We start from the raw sequence: 21,716 nt of genomic DNA, 5'->3' as shown, positions 1-21,716 counted from the left end.
CGGGTGCTCATCCGCTCCTTCCCCGCCGGTGCCTTCGGGACCAACTGCTACGCCGTCGCGTCCGGCCCCGGCCAGGAGTGCGTCGTCGTCGACCCCGGCATGGACGCCGTCGAGCCGCTGGCCCGCATGCTGGCCGACGACGGGCTCAAGCCGGTCGCCGTCGTCCTGACCCACGGCCACCTCGACCACACCTTCTCGGTGCTGCCGGTGTGCGACGGGTACGACATCCCCGCCTACCTGCACCCGGCCGACCTCGGCATGATCTCCGACCCGATGCGCTGGCACGGCCCGCAGCTCGCCCCGCTGCTCGGGGGGCTGAAGCTGCCCGACCCGAGCGACGTGAAGCGCCTGGACGACGGCGCGGTGCTGTCGCTGGCCGGCGTCGACCTCACCGTCCGGCACGCGCCGGGCCACACGCAGGGCTCGGTCATGTTCTCCCTCGACCTGGGCGAGGCGCCGGGGCTGCTCGCCGGTGACGTGCTGTTCGCCGGATCGGTGGGCCGGGTCGACCTGCCCGGCGGCTCCTGGGACGCGATGCTCACCTCGCTGCGCGACGTCGTCCTGCCGCTGGACGACGCGACGGTCGTGCTGCCCGGCCACGGCCCGGCGACGACGATCGGTCGCGAGCGGGCCACCAACCCCTACCTGGCCGAGGCCGCCGCCGAGCCGAAGGGGCGGGGGCTCTGATGGCGGGCCTGACCGCGCCGAAGGGCACCTTCGACACGCTGCCGCCGGACTCCGCGCCGCTTCCTCGCCGTCCGCGACACCCTCACCGCGCCGCTGCGCGCGGCGGGCTACGGGTACATCGAGACGCCGGTGTTCGAGGAGACCTCGGTCTTCTCCCGCGGGGTGGGCGAGTCGACCGACGTCGTCACGAAGGAGATGTACACCTTCGAGGACCGCGGCGGCCGCTCGCTGACGCTGCGCCCGGAGCTGACCGCCGGGCTCATGCGCGCCTTCATCGAGCACCGGCTGCACACCGGCGCCCTGCCGGTGAAGGTGTGGGCGGTCGGCTCGGCGTTCCGGTACGAGCGCCCGCAGGCCGGCCGCTACCGGCACTTCACCCAGGTCGACTGCGAGGCGCTCGGCGTCGACGACCCGGCGCTGGACGCCGAGGTCGTGGCCCTGGGCGTGCAGGGTTTCCGCGACCTGGGGCTCACCGACTTCGAGCTGCTGCTGACCTCGCTGGGCGACGCCACCTGCCGCCCGCAGTACCGCGAGCTGCTCGTCGAGTTCCTCGCGAAGGCTGGACCTCGACGAGGAGACCCGCCGGCGCGCGGAGATCAACCCGCTGCGGGTGCTCGACGACAAGCGCCCCGAGGTGCAGGCGCAGCTGGACGACGCCCCGCTGATGGTCGACCACCTGTCGGACTCCACGAAGGCGCACTACGACGCCGTCCGCCAGCACCTGACCGACCTCGGCGTCAGCTGGACCGAGGCGCCGCGACTGGTGCGCGGGCTGGACTACTACACGAAGACCACGTTCGAGTTCGTGCACAACGGGCTGGGTGCGCAGTCCGCGATCGGCGGCGGTGGCCGCTACGACGGGCTCTCCGCCGCGCTCGGCGGCCCGGACCTCTCGGGCATCGGCTACGCCGTCGGCGTGGACCGCACCCTGCTCGCGGTGCAGGCCGAGGGGCTCGACATCGGAGCGACCGCCGGCGTGCAGGCCTTCGTGGTGCCGCTCGGTGCCGAGGCCAAGCGCCTGGCGGTCCGGCTGATCGGGCAGCTGCGGCAGGCCGGGGTCGCGGCGGACACCGTCTACGGCGACCGCGGGCTCAAGGGCGCGATGAAGGCCGCCGACCGCTCGGGGGCCTCGCACGTCGTCGTCATCGGCGAGCGCGACCTCGCCGAGGGCGTCGGCCAGCTCAAGGACATGGCCACCGGGGAGCAGACCGCCGTCCCCGTCGCCGAGCTGTTCGACGCGCTCCAGCGTGCGACGGTGGGGGCATGACGAGCATGGAGCAGCGGCCGCTGGGCCGTACCGGCGCCGAGGTCGGCGTCGTCGGCCTGGGCACCTGGCAGCTGGGCGGCGACTGGGGCGACGTCTCCGCGGACGACGCCGCCGCCGTGCTGGACGCCGCGCTCGACTCCGGCGTCACGCTGCTGGACACCGCGGACGTGTACGGCGACGGGCGTTCCGAGGAGCGGATCCGGCAGGCGCTGGCGACCCGCTCGGACCGGCCGGTCGTCGCGACCAAGGCCGGCCGCCGCGCCGACCCGTTCGAGGCGGCCCAGTACACGCCGGAGAACCTGCGCGCGTGGATCGACCGGTCGCGCCGCAACCTCGGCGTCGACACCTTGGACCTGGTGCAGCTGCACTGCCCGCCGCCGGCCGTCTACTCCGACCAGCGGGTCTACGACGCGCTGGACTCCTTCGTCGAGGACGGCGCGATCGCCGCGTACGGGGTGAGCGTGGAGACCGTCGCCGAGGGGCTCACCGCGCTGCAGCACCCGGGCGTGGCCACGATCCAGGTGATCCTCAACGTCTTCCGGCGCAAGCCGCTGGAGGAACTGCTGCCCGCCGCCCGTCGTGCCGGCGTCGGCGTGCTGGCCCGCGTGCCCCTGGCCAGCGGGCTGCTCACCGGCACGTACGACGAGTCGACGACGTTCGCCGCCGACGACCACCGCAGCTTCAACCGCAACGGCGAGGCCTTCGACGTCGGCGAGACCTTCGCCGGCGTGCCCTTCGACGTGGGTGTCGCCGCCGCCCGCGAGGTCGCCGCCATCGCCGGCGACACCGACACCGCGGCCTTCGCGCTGCGCTGGGTGATCGACCAGCCCGGCGTCACCGCCGTCATCCCCGGGGCGCGCAACGTCGCGCAGGTGCGCGGCAACGTCGCCGCCGCCGCGCTGCCGCCCCTGACCGCAACCCAGCTCGCCGACCTCGAGCGGCTGTACGACGAGCGCATCCGCGCGCACGTCCACGACCGCTGGTAACCACCCCCACTCGAAAGGCACCCCCTTGCTCCGCACCCACGACGCCGGCGCCCTCCGGGCAGCCGACGCCGGCAGCACCGTCACCCTCGCCGGCTGGGTCGCCCGTCGCCGCGACCACGGTGGCGTGGTCTTCCTCGACCTGCGCGACGCGTCCGGCTACGTGCAGGTCGTCGTCCGCGAGGAGGAGGCGCACCACCTGCGCAACGAGTACTGCGTGCTCGTCACCGGCGAGGTGCGCCGCCGTCCCGAGGGCAACGAGAACCCCGAGCTGCCCACCGGCGAGATCGAGGTGGCGACGACGTCGCTCGAGGTGCTGTCGTCGTCGGCGCCGCTGCCCTTCCCGATCGAGAGCGACCAGGCCGCGTCGGACGACGTCCGCTACAAGTACCGCTACCTCGACCTGCGCCGGCAGGGCCCGGCGAAGGCGATGCGGCTGCGCTCGGAGGTCAGCCGGGTCGCCCGCGCCGTCATGCACGAGCACGGCTTCGCCGAGGTGGAGACGCCGTCGCTCACCCGCTCGACGCCCGAGGGCGCGCGCGACTTCGTCGTCCCGGTCCGGCTGCAGCAGGGCAAGTGGTACGCGCTGCCGCAGTCGCCCCAGCTGTTCAAGCAGCTGCTGATGATCGGCGGGCTGGAGCGCTACTACCAGATCGCCCGCTGCTTCCGGGACGAGGACTTCCGCGCCGACCGGCAGCCGGAGTTCACCCAGCTGGACTTCGAGATGAGCTTCGTCGAGCGCGACGACGTGCTGGCCGTGGCCGAGGACGTGGTCCGGGCGCTGTGGCGCGAGCTGGCGTCCTACGACGTCCCGGAGATCCCGCGGATGACCTACCGCGAGGCCATGGACCGGTTCGGCTCCGACAAGCCCGACCTGCGCTTCGGCGTCGAGCTGACCGAGCTGACCTCCTACTTCGCCGACACCCCGTTCCGCGTCTTCCAGGCGCCCTACGTCGGCGCGGTCGTCATGCCCGGCGGCGGGTCGCAGCCGCGGCGGGCGTTCGACGCGTGGCAGGACTGGGCCAAGTCGCGGGGTGCCCGCGGGCTGGCCTACGTGACCATCGCCGAGGACGGCACGCTCGGCGGGCCGGTCGCCAAGAACATCTCCGACGGCGAGCGCGAGGGCCTGGTCGCCGCCGTCGGCGCGAAGCCGGGCGACTGCGTCTTCTTCGCCGCCGGCGCCCGCCGCACCGCGCAGGAGCTGCTGGGCGCCGCGCGCAACGAGATCGCCAAGCGGCTGGAGCTCATCGAGCCCGGCTCGTGGTCGTTCCTCTTCGTCGTCGACTTCCCGATGTTCGAGGAGACCGAGGACGGCGACTGGACCTTCATGCACCACCCGTTCACCTCGCCCACCCCGGAGTGGCGGGACCGGTTCGCCGAGGACAAGGGCGCGGCGCTGTCCGACGCCTACGACATGGTGATCAACGGCAACGAGGTCATGAGCGGCTCCGTGCGCATCCACGACGCCGACCTGCAGGAGCGGGTGTTCGAGACCCTCGGCATGTCCCGCGAGGAGGCCCGCGAGCGGTTCGGGTTCTTCCTCGAGGCGTTCGCCTACGGCCCGCCGCCGCACGCCGGCGCCGCGCTCGGGTGGGACCGGCTCACCGCGCTGCTCACCGGGGTCGACTCGATCCGCGAGGTGATCGCCTTCCCGAAGACCGGTGCCGGCTTCGACCCGCTGACCGGGGCGCCGACGCCGATCAGCGACGCCCAGCGCGCGGAGGCGGGCATCGACGCCAAGCCCGAGGAGCCCGCGGAGGCCGACCCGTCATGAGCCTGCGCGCCCGCACCCTGCTCGGACCCGGCCCGTCCAACCCCTACCCGGAGGCCCAGGCCGCGCTCGGGTATCCGCTGCTGGGGCACCTCGACCCGCTGTTCCTCCAGGTGCTCGACGAGACCTCGGACCGGCTGCGGCAGGTCTTCGGGACGGCGAACCGGCGCACGCTGCCGCTGTCGGCGACCGGCTCCGCGGGCATGGAGGCGGCGTTCGTCAACACGGTGGGCCCGGGCGACGTCGTCGTCGTCGCGGTGAACGGGTTGTTCGGGCAGCGCATGGTGGAGGTCGCCTCCCGCTGCGGCGCCGAGGTGGTCGCCGTCGAGCACGAGTGGGGGCAGCCGGTCGACGCCGAGCGCGTGCTGGCCGCGCACCCCTCCCCGAAGCTGATCGCCGCGGTGCACGCGGAGACCTCCACCGGGGTGCTCTCCGACCTCCGACCGCTGGCCGCCGGGAAGGGCGACGCCCTGCTGCTGGCCGACTGCGTGACCTCGCTGGGCGGGGTGCCGGTGCGGCTGGACGAGTGGGGGGTCGACCTCGCGTACTCGGGTTCGCAGAAGTGCCTCGGCGTCCCCCCGGGCCTGGCGCCGTTCACCATCTCCGACCGGGCGTGGGAGCGGCGGATCGAGAAGCCGCAGAGCTGGTACCTCGACCTCGGGCTGCTCGGCGGCTACGCGGGTGAGGCGGCCGGCGGTGGGCGCACGTACCACCACACCGCGCCGACCGGCATGGTCGTGTCGCTGCACGCGGGGCTCGGCCGGATCCTCGAGGAGGGGCTGCACGCCGTGCACGCCCGCCACGCCGAGGCCGGCCGCCTGCTGCACGAGGGACTGGCCGGGCTGGGCCTGGAGCTGTTCGCCGCGGAGGGCCACCGGCTGCCCGAGCTCACCACGGTGAAGGTGCCCGACGGCGTGGACTCGGCGGCCGTGCGGAAGGAGCTGCTCGAGCGCTACGACCTCGAGATCGGCGCCGGCGCGGGCCCCTATGCGGCCTCGGTGTGGCGGATCGGTCTCATGGGCCCCAACGCCGCCCCCGACCGCGTCGCCCTCGTCCTCGCCGCGCTCACCGACGTCCTCGCCCGCTGACCCGCCCCGTCCGCGAGGGCCCGCTCCAGCGCCGAGTGCTGACTTGTGGTCGTTCGCGGCGGCGTGTCGGCGCGCGTCGACGACCGCAACTCAGCAGTCGGCCTCACCAGGTGGCTCCGCGGCTGCGCAGCGCCCGAGCCGCGCGCTCCACGACGGCGTCCAGCCGCCCCAGGTGCCGGCCGGCGAAGCGGAGCACGAGCCAGCCGTCGGCGGCCATCAGCGAGTAGCGGTCGACGTCGCGGCCGAACTGCTCGCGCTCGGCGTGCTGACGGCCCTCGTACTCCAGGGCGATCTTCCACCGCGCCCATCCGAGGTCGGCGTGCGCCACCTCCCGGCCCCACCTGTCGACGATCGGGTGCTGCACCTCGGGCGCAGGGAGGCCCGCGCTGACCACCGCGTAACGGACGAGGCTCTCCGGCCGGGACGCCGCCAGCGGGGTGAGCAGCGGCGCGAGGTGCCGGGCGGCGACGACGCCGCGCACCCCGCCGGCTCGCCGGAGCCGCGCGTCCACGCGGGCCGCGTCGAGGTGTCCGCCTCGGTACAGCGCATCACCGACCGCGACGAGCTCCCCACGGGGCAGGACGGGTGCCAGGTCCAGCCAGGTCTGCGCGCCGCTGGTCACGGGCAGGCCGAACGCCCGATCGACGTCGTCCTCGTCGAGCCGGCGGACGTGCGACCGGATCCGCAGCCGCTGCGGTCGGGCCACACCGGGCGGGACGCTCACGTGCAGGGGGAACGCGTGCCGGACGGGCGCGCCGAGGAGCCCGGCGGCCGTCCCGTGGGAGAACGCTGCCCCGGGCGGCAGCACCTCGGCCACGGCCGCGCAGACGTTCGGGAGCGAGAACGCGACCGCTCTGGAGACGTAGGCCCCGCGGGTGGCCCGCGCGCCGTCGTCCCGGAGCTGGGCCCGGGTCATCCCGGCCGTCGCCACCTGCACGCGCGTGTAGACGACGGGCAGCTCCACGGGATCCATCAGCGCAGCGTCGCCAGCGCATTCCCCGGGCGGGGCCGGCGTGCGCGATCCGTGGACGACGCGGCTGCCTGTGGATCGTCGAGTGCGGACGTGCGGTCGTCGCCCGCGGCGCGTCGGTGCGTGTCGGCGGCAGCAACTCAGCAGTCGGCCGGGGGCGATCGGCGGGGAGGCGGACGGCGGGGAGAAGTGGGGTCGGGCCCGAGGGCGGAGCCGCTGGTCAGTGCCGGAGCCCGGGCGTAGCGTCCGCGCATGGGCCTGCCGGTGCTCCTGGCCGTGGACGACGACGCGCCGGTCCTCGCCGCGGTCGAGCGGGACCTGCGCGACCGGTACGCCGAGCGGTACCAGGTGATGACGGCGGGCTCCGGGGAGCAGGCGCTGGACCTGCTGCGCCGGCTGCGGCTGCGCGAGGAGCCGGTCGCCCTGCTGCTGGTCGACCAGCGGATGCCCGGGATGACCGGCACCGACCTGCTCACCGCGTCCCGGCGGGTGTACCCGGACGCGCGGCGGGTGCTGCTCACCGCCTACGCCGACACCGATGCCGCCATCCGGGCGATCAACGACGCCGGCGTGGAGCACTACCTGCTCAAGCCCTGGGACCCGCCGGAGGACCGGCTCTACCCGGTGCTGGACGACCTGCTGGAGACCTGGCGGCGGCCGGCGCCGACGGCGAACCTGCGGCTGATCGGCGACCGCTGGTCGCCCGACTCGCACGAGCTGCGCCAGTTCCTCGCCCGCAACCTGGTGCCCTACCGCTGGCTGGACGTCGAGTCCGACCCGCAGGCCCGCGAGCTGCTCGACCTGGCCGGCACCGGCGCCGGCGAGCTGCCCGTCCTGGTGCTCGACGACGGCGAGGTGCTGACCCGCCCCGACCTGCACGACATCGCCGCCCGCATCGGGCTGCACGTGCGGGCCGAGCGGGACGCCTACGACCTGGTCATCGCCGGCGCCGGCCCGGCCGGGCTGGCCGCGGCCGTCTACGGCGCCTCCGAGGGGCTGACCACCCTGCTGCTGGAGTGCAGCGCCCCGGGAGGGCAGGCGGGCACCACGAGCCGGATCGAGAACTACCTCGGCTTCCCGGTCGGGCTCTCCGGCGCCGACCTCACCCTGCGCGCCCGCGAGCAGGCGACCCGCTTCGGGGCGGAGATGCTGGTGCCGACGGAGGCGGTCGGGCTGGTGCGCGCCGACCCGTACTCGGTGGTCACCCTGGCCGACGGCGGGGAGGTGAGCGCCGCGGCCCTCGTCGTCGCCTCCGGCGTGAGCTACCGAACCCTCGACGTCCCGGGCGCCGCCGAGCTGACCGGCCGGGGCGTCTACTACGGCGCCGGCCGCGCGGAGGCCGCCGACCACGAGGGCGGCCGGGTGTTCGTGGTGGGCGGCGGCAACTCCGCCGGTCAGGCCGCGCTCTTCCTCGCAGCCTTCGCCGCCGAGGTGACGATCCTGGTCCGCGGCCCGGACCTGGCGACCACCATGTCGCGCTACCTGACCGACCGGATCGAGGCCTCCGACCGGATCACGGTCGTGCCCCGGACGGAGGTCGCCGGAGCCGTCGGTGGGCACCGGCTGGAGGCCCTCCGGCTGCGCAGCGGCACCGAGGAGCACGAGGTGCCCGCGGACGCCGTCTTCGTCTTCATCGGGCAGGCGCCGCGCACCGGCTGGCTGGACGGCGCGGTGCGGCGGGACGCCCGGGGCTTCGTGCTCACCGGCGCCGACCTCGGCACCCCGCCGCCGGACTGGCCGCTGGCGGTCCCGCCGCTGCCGCTGGAGACCTCGGTGCCGCGGGTGTTCGCCGCGGGGGACGTGCGCGCCGGCTCGGTGAAGCGGATCGCCTCGGCGGTGGGCGAGGGCGCGATGGCGGTGAGCTTCGCCCACGAGCGGCTGGCGGGGCGGTGACCACCCCGGCCGGCGACGTCGCCGCCGCGCTGCGCAGCTCCACGATCTTCGCGCAGCTGCCGGAGGCCGACCTCGCCGAGCTCGCGGCCGGCGGGCGCACCCTGGAGGTGCCCGCGGGCACGGTGCTCATGGCCGAGGGGGCGCCGTCGGACGCGATGATCGTCGTCCTCGAGGGGCAGGTCGAGGTCACCCGGGACGGCGGGGGCGGCCCGCCGGTGCTGCTCAACCTGTGCACCCGGGGCGACCTGCTGGGCGAGCTGGGCGTGCTGCAGCGGGTGCCGCGGTCGGCGACGGTGCGGGCGCGCACCGCGGCCCGGGTGCAGCGGATCGACGTCGACGCCCTGGACCGGCTGCTGGCCCACCCGCACTCCGCGCGGGCGCTGCTCCAGGCCACCGCCCGCCGGCTGGCCCGGGAGGAGGCGCTGCTCCGGCAGCGCGAGCGGATGGCCGCGCTGGGCGCGCTCTCCGCCGGCCTGCTGCACGAGATCAACAACCCGGCCGCGGCGGTCCGGCGCAGCGCCGGCCGGCTCCGGGCGCTGCTCGCGGAGGACGCCGCGCCCGGCCCGCTGCACGGGCTGGCCGGGCCGCCGCCCGCGGACGCCCTGGACCGGGCCGACGCCGCCACCGCCCTGGCCGGCGTGCTGGCGCGCGCGGCCCCGGGCCTGGGCCGGGCGGCGGCCCAGCAGCTGGCCGCGGCCGGCGTCGCCGCGCCCGCTCTGGAGGCGGCGCTCCAGGCGCTCCCGGCGGAGCGGCGCGCCACCGAGGTGCGGCGGTTCCTGCGCCTGCGCGAGGCCGACGACCTGCTGGAGGAGCTGGCGACCGGTGCCGAGCACCTGTCCCGCATCGTCACCGGGTTCCGCCCCCTGGCCTACTCCGCCGACCAGGGGCTCACCGAGGTCGACCTGCACGCCGGCCTCGACCAGGCGCTGGTCCTGCTCCGGCACAAGCTCCCGCCCGGGGTGCAGGTGGTGCGCGAGTTCGCCCCCGACGCCCGCGTGGTCCGCGGGCGACCGGCGGACCTCGCCCTGGTCTGGATCAACCTGCTCGACAACGCGGTCGCCGCGGTGGGGAAGGAGGGCACGATCACCGTCCGCACCTCGAGCGCCGGCGACCGGGTCGTCGTCGACGTCGAGAACACCGGCCCGCCGGTGCCGCCGGAGGTCGCCGACCGCGTCTTCGACGCCTTCTTCACCACCAAGGGCGTCGGCATCGGCACGGGCCTGGGCCTGACGACGTCGCTGGCGGTGGTCGCCCAGCAGCACCACGGCGAGCTGACGCTCGGCTCGGCCGACGGCGTCACCCGCGCCCGCGTCGTGCTGCCCCGGGGCGACGACGGCCCGGCCTAGGGCACCGCCTCCGCCAGCCGGTCCTGCCGTCGCCCGGCGAGCAGCCCGCGGCACAGCGCGGCGAGGTCCACCAGGCCGACGAGCACCCCGTCCTCCACGACCGGGGCGTAGGCGGCGGAGACCCGCAGCATCCGCTCGGCCGCCTCGGGCACGGGGGTGTCCGGGGCCAGCCCGACCATCTCCGGCAGCTCCAGGTCCACCAGCCGGGTCTGCTCGAGGTCGCGCCCGTCGGCGACGGCCTGGGTGACGTCGCCGTCGCAGACCAGGGTGGCCGGCACCCGGGAGGCGCCGTCGGTGAGCACCACGAGCACGTTGTCGTGCGACCGCTTCATCAGGTACGCGGCCGCGGCGACGTGCGCCGTGCGCTCCACCGTCGTCATCGCCGAGCGCATGACGTCGCGCACCACGGGGTCGGGGGTGGGGGTCATGCCGGGCTCCTCGTCGTCGTCCGGTCGCGCTGCGGTCAGCGCCTCCGGCGGGTGGGTGCGCCCGCTCCCGACCGGGGAGCGGGGCGCGGGACGGGCAGGGTCAGCAGGTAGGCCTCGACCGGCTCGGCCTTGCCCTTGACCCGCAGCTCGGGGGTCGGGGCGAGCGCGGCGTCGTCGCCCAGCAGGGCCCGGGTCCGCTCGCCGACCAGCACGCCGCCCACCGGCGCGGCCGCCTGCAACCGGGCGGCGACGTTCACCGTGTCGCCGACGGCGGCGTAGACGACGTAGCCGCGGCCGCCCATCTCGGAGACGACGACGGGGCCGCTGTTGACCCCGACCCGGAGCTCCGGCCAGTCGTCGTGGTCGCGCCGGATGGCGGCCACCTCGTCCTGCAGCGCCGCCGCGGCGCCGACCGCACGGCGGGCGTGATCGGGCTGGTCGCCGCGGCGGTTGAAGGTGGCGAAGATGCCGTCGCCGGTGAACTTCTCCACCTCGCCGCCGAACCGGCGGGAGACCAGCGGCGTCGCCACCTCGTAGTAGGCGCGCAGCATCGCGGCGACCTCGGCGGGGTCGCGGTCCTCGGCGAAGGTCGTGTACCCGGCCAGGTCGCCGACGAGGACCGACACCTCCTGCCGCTGCTCACGGGTGGCCGGCAGGTACAGCGGGCGGAACCGCTCCTCCCGCCACTCGCGCCGCGCGGCGGCGAAGACCAGCAGGAACCCGGCGACGATGATCGCGTGCCACACCCACCAGGAGGGGTGGAACTTGCGCTCCCCGGCGGCGGCCACGCCCAGGAGCGCCTCGGCCAGCAGCACGTAGCAGACGACGACGCTGACCACGAGGAACCCGAGCCGCTCGCGGTGCACCCACCACAGGCGCGCGGCGGCGCACACGTAGGCGAGCGCGGCGGTGCCGGCGGCGATCTCCAGCGCGTCACCGCTGGGGCCCTCGCCGGTGATGACGTCGATCGGCGGCCAGTTGCCCAGCGACCAGATCCCCCACAGCACCAGCGCACCGACGACGGCGGCGCGCAGCCACGGCCGGGCGCGCATGACCGCCGGCCCGGCCCACGGGCGGATGTCGACGTAGGCCGACGCCAGGGCGAACGGGGCGGCGACGAGCAGCCCGACGGTGATCGCCACCGTGTAGCCGGGCAGCGACTCGTGGGTCAGCACGTGCTGGGTGCCCGCCGCGTGCAGGGCCATGAACCCGCTGACCGTGAGGAACGCCAGCGAGAGCAGCAGGACGCGGGCGTCACCCCGGGCGCGGGCGGCCTCCCCGGTCACCACCGAGAGGCTGGCCGCCACGAAGCCGACGACGAGGAAGAAGACGAAGTGCAGCGGCGCGCTGGTCCAGTGGACGGCGGCGTAGTCCGGCTTCAGCAGGAAGACCATGCCCGCGGCGGGCAGGAGCAGCCCGGCGACGACGGCCACGGTGCCGGGCCGGAGCCACCCCGGGGCACGGCGCGCGGGCGCCGTCGCCCGCCCGCCCGCAGCGGGAGGGCGGTCGGCCTCGTCCTGCGCGGGTGCGCGCCCGGCCGGGTCCACCGCGCCACTGTGCGTCGGCGCCGCACGCCGGTGCCAGGGTCTTTCGGCCGCGGGGCTCAGCCCAGCCGGGCCAGCTGCTCCGGGGTCAGCTCGAGCTCGGCGGCCTGCGCCGAGTCCTGGACGGAGGCCGCGCGGGACGCGCCCGGGATCGGGACGACGACGTCGGCCTGCGCCAGGTGCCAGGCCAGCGCGACGCGGTACACGGAGACGTCGAGCTCGGTGGCCAGCTCGGCGAAGGCCGGGGCGTCGGCGTCCAGCGAGCCGGCCCGCGCCGACCCCGCCGAACGGGCTCCACGGGAGGAACGCCAGCCCGTGCGCGGCGCAGTGCGCCAGCTCGCCGGCCGAGTGCCGCCAGCCGGGGGAGAACTGGTTCTGCACGCTCACGAAGGCGTCGCCGACGATCGCCCGGGCCGCGTCGATCTGCGCGATGTCCGCGTTGGAGACGCCGACCATCCGCACCAGGCCGTCGTCGGCCAGGGCACGCAGCGCGCCCATCGACTCCTCCCACGGCGTCGACGGGTCGGGCCGGTGGTACTGGTACAGCCCGATCGCCTCCACGCCCAGCCGGCGCAGCGAGTCCTCGCAGGCACGGCGGAGGTAGGCGGGGGAGCCGTCCAGCCCCCAGTCGGTGCCCGAGCGGGTGTGCCCGCCCTTGGTCGCCACGAGCACGTCGGCGGCGCCGGGCCCGTAGGAGGCCAGCGCCTCGGCCACCAGCGACTCGTTGTGCCCGAACTCCGCCTCGTCGCGGGAGTAGGCGTCGGCGGTGTCGACCAGGGTCACCCCGGCGTCCAGGGCGGCGTGGACGACGCCGACCGCCTCCTCGCGGGAGGGCCGGGGCCGCTTGGTGGACAGGGGCATCGCCCCCAGCCCGATGGCGCTGACGGACAGGGTCCCGATGCGTCGCTGCTGCACGGGGGGTGTCGTGCCCCGCGGGTAGCGTCGCAACCGTGACATCGCTGTTCGACCCGGCTCCGGACGAGCAGGGTGCGCCCGCCGTCGACCCGGGTGCCCCGCTGGCCGTGCGCATGCGGCCACGGTCGCTCGACGAGGTGGTCGGCCAGCAGCACCTGCTCGGCGCACGCGCCCCGCTGCGCCGGCTGGTGGAGTCCGACGAGCCGATGTCGCTGGTGCTCTACGGCCCGCCCGGCACGGGCAAGACCACCCTGGCGCACGTCATCTCGCTGGCCACCAAGCGGCAGTTCGTGCAGCTCTCCGCGCTGGACTCCGGGGTCAAGGAGGTGCGCGCGGTCATCCAGAGCGCCAAGCGCGAGCTGACCTTCTCCGGGCGCCGCACCGTGCTGTTCATCGACGAGGTGCACCGCTTCTCCAAGACCCAGCAGGACAGCCTGCTCTCCGCGGTCGAGGACCGGATCGTCAGCCTCATCGCGGCCACCACCGAGAACCCGTTCTTCTCCGTGGTCAGCCCGCTGCTGTCGCGCAGCCTGGTCCTGGCCCTCCAGCCGCTGGACGACGACGACGTCCGCACGCTGCTGCACCGGGCGCTCACCAGCGACCGGGGGCTGGACGGCGCGGTGACGCTCAGCGCCGAGGCCGAGGAGCACCTGGTGCGCATCGCCGGGGGTGACGGCCGCAAGGCGCTGACCGCGCTGGAGTCCGGCGCCGGCGCCGCGCAGGCGGTGGGGGCCACCGAGATCGACCTGGCCACGCTGGAGACCGCCGTCGCCCAGGCCGCGGTGCGCTACGACCGGCAGGGCGACCAGCACTACGACGTCGCCAGTGCCTTGATCAAGAGCATCCGCGGCAGCGACGTCGACGCCGCCATGCACTACCTGGCCCGCATGGTCGAGGCCGGGGAGGACCCGCGCTTCATCGCCCGGCGGCTGGTGATCTCCGCCAGCGAGGACATCGGGATGGCCGATCCGACGGCGCTGCTCACCGCGGTCGCGGCCGCCGACGCGGTCGCCTTCATCGGCATGCCCGAGGGGCACTTCCCGCTGGCGCAGGCCGTCGTCCACCTGGCCACCGCACCGAAGTCCGACGCCGTCACCAAGGCGATCGGCGAGTCGGTGCGCGACGTCCGGGCGGGGCTGGCCGGGCCGGTGCCACCCGGGCTGCGCGACGGTCACTACGCCGGGGCGAAGAAGCTCGGGCACGCCCAGACCTACGTCTACCCGCACAGCCACCCCGACGGCGTCGTCCCGCAGCAGTACCCGCCGGACGCGCTGGTCGGCAAGGACTACTACCGGCCCACCGGCCGGGGTGCGGAAGCCCGGCTGGGGGAGCGGCTGGCCAAGCTCCGGGCGATCATCCGGCGCGGTCGCTGACCGAACTGCCGATGACGGGCGGGGACGGGAACGGTCGACCGGCCCCGCGACTACTGTGACCACTCCCGGGCGGAGCCTCGCCGAGACCTTCAGAACAGGAGCACGTGTGTCCGCAGGAGAGATCGCCGGGCTGGTCGCAGCCGGGGCGCTGGTGCTGCTGGTGGTGCTGGTCGCCGTCCCGCTGCTCAAGCTCGGCCGCACGCTCGACGAGACCACGCTGACCATCCGGCAGGTCCGCGAGCAGAGCGCGCCGATCCTGACCCAGGCCAGCACCACGGTCACCCACGTGAACAGCAACCTCGAGCGGGTCGACGACATCACCGGCAACGCCGCCAACGTGTCGAGCAACGTCGCCGCGCTGACCAGCGTCGTGGCCGCCACGCTCGGCAGCCCGCTGATCAAGGTCGCCGCGTTCTCCTACGGCGTGCGCAGCGCCGCCCGCAAGAAGCGCGAGGGCGAGGCGCTCGCCGAGATCGCGCGCCGGGACAAGGAGGCGCGTCGCGCCCGTCGGTCCGCGCGGCGGGCCGCCTGATGCGCCGGCTGTTCTGGCTGGCCATGGGCGTCACCATCGGCGCCCTCGTCGTCCGCAAGCTCGGCCGGGCCGCGGAGAAGATGACCCCCGCGGGCATCGGCGCCTCGATCGCCGACGGCCTGCGCGACCTCGCCGACGCGATCGGCGACTTCGGCGCCGACGTCCGCGACGCGATGGCCGAGCGCGAGCAGGAGCTGCGCGCCGGCACGGGCCTGGACTCCCCGCTGCCCACCGGCGACCAGGTGCGGCTGCCCGGCCGCGGCGCGCACAGCGCCGAGTGACATGGCCCCCTCCTGACCTCCCGGGCCGGGGCACGCCGCCCCGGTCCGGCCCCGACCGCCGACCTGAGAAGACCTGATGCAGACCGCCGAGATCCGCCGCCGCTTCCTGGAGCACTTCGCCGCGCGCGGCCACACCGTCGTCCCCAGCGCGTCGCTGGTGTCCCCGGACCCGTCGCTGCTGTTCACCGTGGCGGGCATGGTGCCGTTCATCCCGTACCTGACCGGCCGCGAGCCCGCGCCCTACCCGCGGGCCACCAGCGTGCAGAAGTGCGTCCGCACCCTCGACATCGAGGAGGTGGGCAAGACCACCCGCCACGGCACGTTCTTCCAGATGAACGGCAACTTCTCCTTCGGCGACTACTTCAAGGAAGGCGCCATCCAGCACGCCTGGGAGCTGCTCACCGGCTCGGTCGACGACGGCGGCCTGGGCTTCGACCCCGACCGGCTCTGGGTCACCGTCTACCTGGACGACGACGAGGCCGCCGAGGCCTGGCACCGCATCGCGGGGCTGCCGGTCGAGCGGATCCAGCGGCTGGGCAAGAAGGACAACTACTGGCACACGGGAGCGGCCGGCCCCGGCGGTCCGTGCTCGGAGATCTACTACGACCGCGGCCCGGAGTTCGGGCCCGAGGGCGGTCCGCTCGTCGACACCGCGGGCGACCGGTTCCTGGAGATCTGGAACCTCGTCTTCATGCAGTACGAGCTCACCGACGTGCGCAGCAAGGAGGAGTTCACCGTCGTCGGTGAGCTGCCGAACAAGAACATCGACACCGGCATGGGCCTGGAGCGGGTGGCCTACCTGCTCCAGGGCGTCGACAACATGTACGAGATCGACGAGGTCGCGCCGGTGCTGCGCAAGGCCGCCGAGCTGGCCGGCGTCACCTACGGCAAGGACCGGGACGCCGACGTCCGGCTGCGCGTGGTCGCCGACCACGTGCGCAGCGGTCTCATGCTCATCGGGGACGGCGTCACGCCGGGCAACGAGGGCCGCGGGTACATCCTGCGCCGGCTGCTGCGCCGCGCGGTCCGCTCGATGAAGCTGCTCGGCGTCGACGACGCGACGCTGCCCGAGCTGCTGCCGGTCTCGCGCGACGCGATGAGCGCCAGCTACCCCGAGCTCGCCACCGACTTCGACCGGATCTCGTCGGTCGCCTACGCGGAGGAGGAGGCGTTCCGCCGCACCCTCACCTCCGGGACGGCGCTGTTCGACACCGCGGTGGCGCAGGCCAAGCAGGCGGGCACCCCGACGCTCTCGGGCGACCAGGCGTTCAGCCTGCACGACACCTTCGGCTTCCCGATCGACGTCACCCTCGAGATGGCCGCCGAGCAGGGCGTGACGGTCGACGAGGCGGGCTTCCGCGCGCTGATGCAGGAGCAGCGCGACCGGGCCCGCGCCGACGCCCGCGCCAAGCGCACCGGCTCGGTCGACGTCCTCGCCTACCGGAAGCTGCTGGCCGACCACGGGCCCACCGACTGGCAGGCCTACGAGACGCTGCGCACCGACTCCCGGGTGCTCGGCCTGGTCTCCGAGGCCGACGACGAGGCCCCGCGCCCGGCCGGCCCCGGCGAGATCACCCGCGTGGTCCTGGACCGGACGCCGTTCTACGCCGAGTCCGGTGGCCAGGTCGCCGACGCCGGCATCCTCACCTGGGACGGCGGCCGCGCCTGAGGTCATCGACGTGCAGCGCCCGGTCAAGGGCCTGGTCGCCCACCAGGTGCGCGTCCTCGAGGGCGAGCTGCACCTCGGCACCGAGCTGACCGCCGAGGTCGACCACGAGTGGCGGATCTCCGCCTGCCAGGCGCACTCGGGCACGCACGTCGTGCACGCCGCGCTGCGCCAGGTGCTCGGCCCGCAGGCCCTGCAGTCGGGCTCCTACAACCGGCCGGGCTACCTGCGGCTGGACTTCGCCTGGCAGGGCGCGCTCACCCAGCAGCAGCGCACCGACATCGAGGACGTCGCGAACGCCGCGGTGCGGGCCGACCACGCGGTCTCCGCCTCCTGGATGACGCTGCCCGAGGCGCGCGCGTTCGGCGCGCTGGCGCTGTTCGGCGAGACCTACGGCGAGCAGGTGCGCGTCGTCGAGATCGGCGGCCCCTGGTCGCGCGAGCTGTGCGGTGGCACCCACGTGCGGGGCAGCGCGCAGATCGGGACGCTGGCGCTGACCGGCGAGTCCTCGGTCGGCTCGGGCGCACGTCGCGTCGAGGCGGTCGTGGGCCTGGAGGGCTTCCGCTACCTCGCCCGCGAGCGCGACCTCGTCCGCCAGCTCGCCGAGCTGCTCAAGACCCCGCAGGACGGGCTGGTCGAGCGGGTCGGCGGCATGCTGTCGCGGCTGCGCGAGGTCGACCGCGAGCTCGCCGAGCTGCGCGGCCAGCAGACCCTCGCCGCGGCCGGTCAGCTGGCCGGCGCCGCGCGCGACGTCGGCGGGGTCGCCGTCGTCACCGGCGCCCCCGCGGGGCTGGCCGGCGGCGACCTGCGCACCCTGGCGCTCGACGTCCGCGGCCGGCTGGGCGAGCGCCCGGCCGTCGTGCTGCTCGCGTCGGAGTCCGGTGGCAAGGTGGCTCTCGTCGCGGCGCTGAACCCGGCCGCCCTCGCGCAGGGGCTGTCGGCCAACGACGTGTTGAAGGCCGCGGCGGGTCCCGTCGGCGGTCGAGGTGGCGGAAAGGCAGACGTCGCCCAGGGGGGCGGCACCGACGCTGCAGGGATCCCCGCCGCGTTGCAGGCCGGCGAACAGGCGGTTGCGGCCGCCACGGGAAGGTGAGCACCGTGCCCACGAGCGACGACCACGGTTCCGAGTACAACCCCGACGACACCGGTCCGGTCGGGGGACGGCGGCGCGAGCTGCCGGCCGTCCCCCCGGCCCGGCCGCGTCCGCCGGCGGGTCAGCCGACGTACCACCCGACGACCGAGATCGACCTGAGCCAGGGGTTCCCGCCCGTCACGAACGAGACGACGGAGATCGACCTGTCCGGGGGCTGGCCGGCGCACCTCAAGGTGCCGCCGAAGCCGGCCGCGCCGTCGGGCCGGGTGCTCGGCGTCGACGTCGGCACCGTGCGGGTCGGGCTGGCCCTGTCCGACCCGACCGGCACCCTGGCCAGCCCGCTGGAGACGGTCCAGCGGGCCAAGGACGGCGCCGATCTGGACCGTCTCGCCGCCCTCGTGGTGGAACTACGAGGTGACCGAGGTGGTGGTGGGGGAGCCGAGGCACCTGTCGGGTGCGTCGGGGGCGTCCGCGGCAGACGCCAGTGCTTACTCTCAGGCACTGGCCGACCGCATAGCGGAGGTGCCCGTGTACCTGATCGACGAAAGGCTCTCGACCGTGACCGCAGCCAGCCACCTGCGCCAAGGCGGCATCGACAGCCGCCGCCAGCGCTCGGTGATCGACCAGGCCGCCGCCGTCGTGATCCTGCAGCAGTACCTGGACAGCCGGCGGGCGCGGCCGTGACCGTGCCCGGTGGTCCGGGCGGGCGGGGGCGGCACTCCGCCGGGGACAGCACCGGCGGCCTCCCGTCCCTGCCCTGGACCGCCGGCCCGCCGGCCGCTCCCGGCACCGACCGCACCGGCCCGCTCCCCGAGCCGGCCTGGTGGTCCTACGGCTCCACCGATCACCCCGACCACCCGCGGGCCCGGCACTCGAGCGGCGACGACGACGTCCCCGAGCGGCGTGAGCCCGGGCCGGCCGCACCCCTCGGCTCCGCTGCCGCCGATGCCCTCCGGCGTCTGGGACCGGCTGCAGCCGCCCGCCGGGGGCACGCCCGACGACGACGCGACCGTCGCGCACCGGTTCGACCCGCACGAGGAGCACCCGCTGGACGGTGCTCGCGAGGCCGGCCGCACCGACGACGCCGGGCACCGCGACGACGACGGGCCCGACGACGCCGGGCACACCGCGCCGGCCCACCCCGCCGACGGCGACACCGATTCGTGGGACCGCACCGGCGGCCTCGAGGTCATCGGCTCCTCCGACGACCCCCACCACGACGAGTTCCACGACGACCACCACGACGACGACCGGTTCGGCGACGACTCCCACGACCACGCCGGCGCGGCGCCCGCGCGCCGCCGCGGCCGCCGCCGGCGCCGTCCCGTCGCGGTGCTGCTCAGCCTGCTGGTGCTCGGCGGGCTGGTCGCCGGGATCGTGCTCGGCGTCCAGGCGCTCATGGGCCTGACCGAGGCCGAGGACTACACCGGCACCGGCACCGGCACCGTCGAGGTCCGCGTCGCCCAGGGCGACACGCTGAGCGACATCGCCCGGACGCTGGCCGACGCCGACGTGATCGCCTCGACCCGGCCGTTCGTCGACGCCGCCGACGGTCGCCCGGAGGCCACCGGCATCCAGCCCGGCCTCTACTCCCTGCGTTCGCAGATGAGCGGCCAGGCCGCGCTGGACCTGCTGCTCGACCCCAGCTCGCGGCTGCTCTCCCCCGTGACCATCCCCGAGGGGCTCACCGTCGCGCGGGTGCTCGACCGCATCGCCACCGAGACGGGGCGGCCCATGGAGGAGCTCCAGGCGGCCGCGTCGGACGGCGCCGCGCTCGGGCTGCCCGCCTACGCCAACGGCCAGCTGGAGGGCTACCTCTTCCCGGCCACCTACGACGTCGAGCCCGGCCAGTCGGCCGTCGAGGTGCTGCGCGCGATGGTGCAGCAGTTCACCAAGGTCGCCGCCGACCTCCAGCTCGAGGCGCGGGCGGCGGCCGCCGGCCGGACCCCGGCGGAGGTCGTCACGGTCGCCTCGATGATCCAGTCGGAGACGCGGCTGGACGCGGAGCGGCCCGACGTCGCCCAGGTCATCTACAACCGCATGGCGCAGGGCATCCCGCTCGGCATCGACGCCACGCTCGCCTTCGGGCTGGGCAAGAGCGGCAACGACCTCACCGTCTCCGACCTGCGCACCGACAGCCCGTTCAACACCCGCACGCGCACCGGCCTGCCGCCCACGGCGATCAGCTCCCCGGGCGAGGAGAGCCTGGAGGCGGCGCTCGCGCCGAGCTCGGGCGACCTCCTGTACTACGTGCTGCAGAACTCCGACGGGGCGCACTTCTTCACCGACGACTACGCCGAGTTCCAGGCCGCCCGGCAGCGGTGCGCCGACGCAGGCCTCGGCTGCGGTGGCTGAGCGGCCCGGCCGGGCCGCGGTGCTGGGCCGGCCGGTCTCGCACTCGCTCTCCCCGCTGCTGCACCGCGCGGCCTACGCCGCCCTCGGCCTGGACGGCTGGCGCTACGACGCGCTGGACGTCGGGCCCGAGGACCTGCCGGAGCTGCTGGCCGGCCTGGACGAGGAGTGGCGCGGCTTCTCGGTGACGATGCCCTGCAAGCAGGCGGCCGTCGACGTCGCCGACGTGGTCGAGCCGCTGCCGCGGCTGCTGCACGCGGCCAACACCCTGGTCCGGGAGGAGCGGGGGTGGCGCGCGGAGAACACCGACGTCGCGGGCATCGGCACCGCGCTCCAGGTCGCCGGGGTCGACTCGGTGGACCGGGCGGCCGTGCTCGGTGCCGGCGGGACGGCCGCGGCGGCCGCGGTGGCGCTCGCCTCGCTGGGCGCCCGGCACGTCGACGTCGTCGTCCGGGAGCCGGCCCGCGCCCAGGACCTGGTGCGCGTGCTCGACGTCCTGCAGGTGCCGGTGACGGTGTCGCCGCTGGAGGGCGCCGTCGTCGACGCGCCGGTGGTCGTGAGCACCGTCCCGGTGGCCGGCCAGCCCGCGGTCAGCGCCCTGCCGTGGCGCGCCGGGCAGACCGTCCTCGACGTCCTCTACGTGCCCTGGCCCACGCCGCTGGCCGAGCGGGTGACCGCCGCCGGCGGCACGGTCATCGGCGGCGCCGAGGTGCTGTTCTGGCAGGCCACCGTCCAGGTCGAGCTGATGACCGGCCGGCCCGCGCCGATCGCGGAGATGCGCCGCGCCCTGGACGCCGCGCTCTCCGCCGCCTGACCCCACCGTGGAGCCGACCCGGCCGGCGCTGGCCGTCGGCGTCCTGGTGGTCGCCGTCGTCGTCGGGCCCTGGCTGGCCCGGGTCGCGGTGCGGCTCGGCCGCCGGGACGACGCCGCGCTGCCCGGGGGCGCCCGCGCCGGCGTGATGACGGCGGTGTTCGCCGCGCTGCTGGCCGGAGCGGTCGAGTTCACCGGGCTGCGGCCGGTCACCGCGGCGCTGGCGTGGGCCGCGGGCGCGGCGGTCGTCCTCGGCGCCACCGACCTGATCGGCCACCGGCTGCCCGACCGGGTCACCTACCCGGCCTACGTCGTCTGCGGCGCCGCGCTGCTGGTCGACGCCGCCGCGGAAGGCACCTGGCCGGCGCTGCTGCGCGCGGCGGCCGCCGGAGCCGTGGCCGCCGGCCTGGGGGCGCTGGCCTGGCTGGTCTCGCCGCAGGGCCTGGGGCTCGGCGACGTCAAGCTGCTCGGCCTGCTCGGGCTGCTGCTCGGGTGGTTCGGCTGGGGCGTGCTGATGGCGGGGGTGTTCCTCGGGCTGCTCACCGGGGCGCTGGTCTCGGTGCTGCTCCTCGTCACCCGCCGGGCGACCTGGCAGACCGCGCTCCCGTTCGGCCCGCCGCTGCTGGCCGGCGCCGTCCTCGCCCTGGCGACGGGTGCGGTCCCGCCGGGCTGAACCGGATGGCGCGCGGGGGAGGCGGCGCTCGTACTGGCAGAAT

Annotated in this window: 19 protein-coding genes and 3 pseudogenes; 18 read left to right on the top strand and 4 right to left on the bottom strand. The window is 75.5% G+C overall.

The genetic code is table 11. The features are described 5' to 3' along the window. Positions 1-3: 3 nt before the first annotated feature. The 6 genes and pseudogenes from JKP76_RS15925 (at position 4) to JKP76_RS15905 (ending at position 5,796) form a co-directional block, all read left to right on the top strand. Positions 4-687: an MBL fold metallo-hydrolase gene (locus JKP76_RS15925; protein WP_200491876.1), complete on the top strand. Its 684-nt coding sequence runs from the start codon at positions 4-6 to the stop codon at positions 685-687. Positions 688-780: 93 nt separating this feature from the next. Beyond that, a pseudogene (locus JKP76_RS21410) lies at positions 781-1,128 on the top strand (ATP phosphoribosyltransferase regulatory subunit); the annotation flags it as partial. Positions 1,129-1,297: 169 nt separating this feature from the next. After that, the gene (locus tag JKP76_RS21405) at positions 1,298-1,954 is read left to right on the top strand and encodes a His/Gly/Thr/Pro-type tRNA ligase C-terminal domain-containing protein (protein WP_309233014.1); all 657 of its coding nucleotides are present in this window, start codon (positions 1,298-1,300) and stop codon (positions 1,952-1,954) included. After that, a complete protein-coding gene (locus tag JKP76_RS15915; protein ID WP_242471976.1) occupies positions 1,951-2,940 on the top strand; it encodes an aldo/keto reductase in 990 nt (329 codons plus the stop codon). Before JKP76_RS21405 ends, JKP76_RS15915 begins: the two co-directional genes overlap by 4 nt. 25 nt (positions 2,941-2,965) lie before the next feature. Continuing rightward, positions 2,966-4,711, top strand: a complete 1,746-nt coding sequence (aspS, locus tag JKP76_RS15910) for an aspartate--tRNA ligase (protein WP_200491875.1) — start codon at positions 2,966-2,968, stop codon at positions 4,709-4,711. Then, complete coding sequence (locus tag JKP76_RS15905) at positions 4,708-5,796, top strand: alanine--glyoxylate aminotransferase family protein (protein WP_200491874.1); 1,089 nt, start codon at positions 4,708-4,710, stop codon at positions 5,794-5,796. Before aspS ends, JKP76_RS15905 begins: the two co-directional genes overlap by 4 nt. A gap of 103 nt (positions 5,797-5,899) precedes the next feature. On the opposite strand, the gene JKP76_RS15900 is transcribed toward JKP76_RS15905, so the two are convergent. Next, a complete protein-coding gene (locus tag JKP76_RS15900) occupies positions 5,900-6,769 on the bottom strand; it encodes an endonuclease domain-containing protein (RefSeq protein ID WP_200491873.1) in 870 nt (289 codons plus the stop codon). A gap of 249 nt (positions 6,770-7,018) precedes the next feature. Between JKP76_RS15900 and JKP76_RS15895 the strand changes: the two genes are divergently transcribed. Continuing rightward, positions 7,019-8,659 (top strand): FAD-dependent oxidoreductase, encoded by a 1,641-nt coding sequence (locus tag JKP76_RS15895; protein ID WP_200491872.1) that lies wholly within the window; start codon positions 7,019-7,021, stop codon positions 8,657-8,659. After that, entirely contained in the window at positions 8,656-10,005 is a 1,350-nt protein-coding gene (locus JKP76_RS15890) for an ATP-binding protein (RefSeq protein WP_200491871.1), read from the top strand. Before JKP76_RS15895 ends, JKP76_RS15890 begins: the two co-directional genes overlap by 4 nt. Here JKP76_RS15890 and JKP76_RS15885 read toward each other — a convergent pair. The 3 genes and pseudogenes from JKP76_RS15885 to JKP76_RS24180 form a co-directional block, all read right to left on the bottom strand. Then, entirely contained in the window at positions 10,002-10,433 is a 432-nt protein-coding gene (locus JKP76_RS15885; RefSeq protein WP_200491870.1) for a CBS domain-containing protein, read from the bottom strand. The two genes, JKP76_RS15890 and JKP76_RS15885, sit on opposite strands and share 4 nt — an antisense overlap. Positions 10,434-10,468: 35 nt before the next feature. After that, positions 10,469-11,485, bottom strand: a complete 1,017-nt coding sequence (locus JKP76_RS24185) for an adenylate/guanylate cyclase domain-containing protein (protein ID WP_242472178.1) — start codon at positions 11,483-11,485, stop codon at positions 10,469-10,471. A 551-nt stretch (positions 11,486-12,036) separates the two neighbouring features. Next, positions 12,037-12,838, bottom strand: a pseudogene (locus JKP76_RS24180) (aldo/keto reductase). An 89-nt stretch (positions 12,839-12,927) separates the two neighbouring features. Between JKP76_RS24180 and JKP76_RS15870 the strand changes: the two are divergent. The 10 genes and pseudogenes from JKP76_RS15870 to JKP76_RS15835 all read left to right on the top strand — a co-directional run bounded on the left by JKP76_RS15870 (position 12,928) and on the right by JKP76_RS15835 (position 21,673). Continuing rightward, complete coding sequence (locus JKP76_RS15870) at positions 12,928-14,265, top strand: replication-associated recombination protein A (RefSeq protein WP_200491868.1); 1,338 nt, start codon at positions 12,928-12,930, stop codon at positions 14,263-14,265. Positions 14,266-14,371: 106 nt separating this feature from the next. After that, the gene (locus JKP76_RS15865) at positions 14,372-14,797 is read left to right on the top strand and encodes a DUF948 domain-containing protein (RefSeq protein ID WP_200491867.1); all 426 of its coding nucleotides are present in this window, start codon (positions 14,372-14,374) and stop codon (positions 14,795-14,797) included. Beyond that, complete coding sequence (locus tag JKP76_RS15860) at positions 14,797-15,078, top strand: hypothetical protein (RefSeq protein WP_200491866.1); 282 nt, start codon at positions 14,797-14,799, stop codon at positions 15,076-15,078. The genes JKP76_RS15865 and JKP76_RS15860 overlap by 1 nt, the downstream gene beginning before the upstream one ends. A 76-nt stretch (positions 15,079-15,154) precedes the next feature. Beyond that, the gene (gene alaS, locus JKP76_RS21400; RefSeq protein WP_242471975.1) at positions 15,155-16,747 is read left to right on the top strand and encodes an alanine--tRNA ligase; all 1,593 of its coding nucleotides are present in this window, start codon (positions 15,155-15,157) and stop codon (positions 16,745-16,747) included. A 10-nt stretch (positions 16,748-16,757) separates the two neighbouring features. Then, positions 16,758-17,837, top strand: coding sequence for a DHHA1 domain-containing protein (locus JKP76_RS21395; protein ID WP_309233012.1), 1,080 nt, complete (start codon positions 16,758-16,760; stop codon positions 17,835-17,837). After that, positions 17,834-18,184, top strand: a pseudogene (locus tag JKP76_RS23585) (Holliday junction resolvase RuvX); the annotation flags it as partial. The gene JKP76_RS21395 and the pseudogene JKP76_RS23585, both read left to right, overlap by 4 nt. 67 nt (positions 18,185-18,251) lie before the next feature. Next, a complete protein-coding gene (ruvX, locus tag JKP76_RS21385; RefSeq protein WP_309233011.1) occupies positions 18,252-18,521 on the top strand; it encodes a Holliday junction resolvase RuvX in 270 nt (89 codons plus the stop codon). 261 nt (positions 18,522-18,782) lie between these two features. Further along, entirely contained in the window at positions 18,783-20,192 is a 1,410-nt protein-coding gene (mltG, locus tag JKP76_RS15845; protein ID WP_200491865.1) for an endolytic transglycosylase MltG, read from the top strand. Continuing rightward, the gene (locus tag JKP76_RS15840) at positions 20,185-21,003 is read left to right on the top strand and encodes a shikimate dehydrogenase (protein WP_200491864.1); all 819 of its coding nucleotides are present in this window, start codon (positions 20,185-20,187) and stop codon (positions 21,001-21,003) included. Before mltG ends, JKP76_RS15840 begins: the two co-directional genes overlap by 8 nt. A 7-nt stretch (positions 21,004-21,010) precedes the next feature. Beyond that, positions 21,011-21,673, top strand: coding sequence for a prepilin peptidase (locus JKP76_RS15835; protein ID WP_200491863.1), 663 nt, complete (start codon positions 21,011-21,013; stop codon positions 21,671-21,673). The last annotated feature ends 43 nt before the right edge of the window (positions 21,674-21,716 follow it).

This window comes from Blastococcus sp. TML/C7B (assembly GCF_016612845.1).
Classification (GTDB): domain Bacteria; phylum Actinomycetota; class Actinomycetes; order Mycobacteriales; family Geodermatophilaceae; genus Blastococcus.
This window is presented reverse-complemented; position numbering and strand designations above follow the sequence as displayed.

Excerpts from the sequence above, each read along its gene's own strand:
- JKP76_RS24185 (WP_242472178.1), bottom strand. The coding sequence starts at position 11,485 with ATGCGCGCCCGGCCGTGGCTGCGCGCCGCCGTCGTCGGTGCGCTGGTG.
- mltG (WP_200491865.1), top strand. The coding sequence starts at position 18,783 with ATGCCCTCCGGCGTCTGGGACCGGCTGCAGCCGCCCGCCGGGGGCACG.
- alaS (WP_242471975.1), top strand. The coding sequence starts at position 15,155 with ATGCAGACCGCCGAGATCCGCCGCCGCTTCCTGGAGCACTTCGCCGCG.
- JKP76_RS15915 (WP_242471976.1), top strand. The coding sequence starts at position 1,951 with ATGACGAGCATGGAGCAGCGGCCGCTGGGCCGTACCGGCGCCGAGGTC.
- JKP76_RS15900 (WP_200491873.1), bottom strand. The coding sequence starts at position 6,769 with ATGGATCCCGTGGAGCTGCCCGTCGTCTACACGCGCGTGCAGGTGGCG.
- JKP76_RS15895 (WP_200491872.1), top strand. The coding sequence starts at position 7,019 with ATGGGCCTGCCGGTGCTCCTGGCCGTGGACGACGACGCGCCGGTCCTC.
- JKP76_RS15885 (WP_200491870.1), bottom strand. The coding sequence starts at position 10,433 with ATGACCCCCACCCCCGACCCCGTGGTGCGCGACGTCATGCGCTCGGCG.
- JKP76_RS15905 (WP_200491874.1), top strand. The coding sequence starts at position 4,708 with ATGAGCCTGCGCGCCCGCACCCTGCTCGGACCCGGCCCGTCCAACCCC.
- JKP76_RS15860 (WP_200491866.1), top strand. The coding sequence starts at position 14,797 with ATGCGCCGGCTGTTCTGGCTGGCCATGGGCGTCACCATCGGCGCCCTC.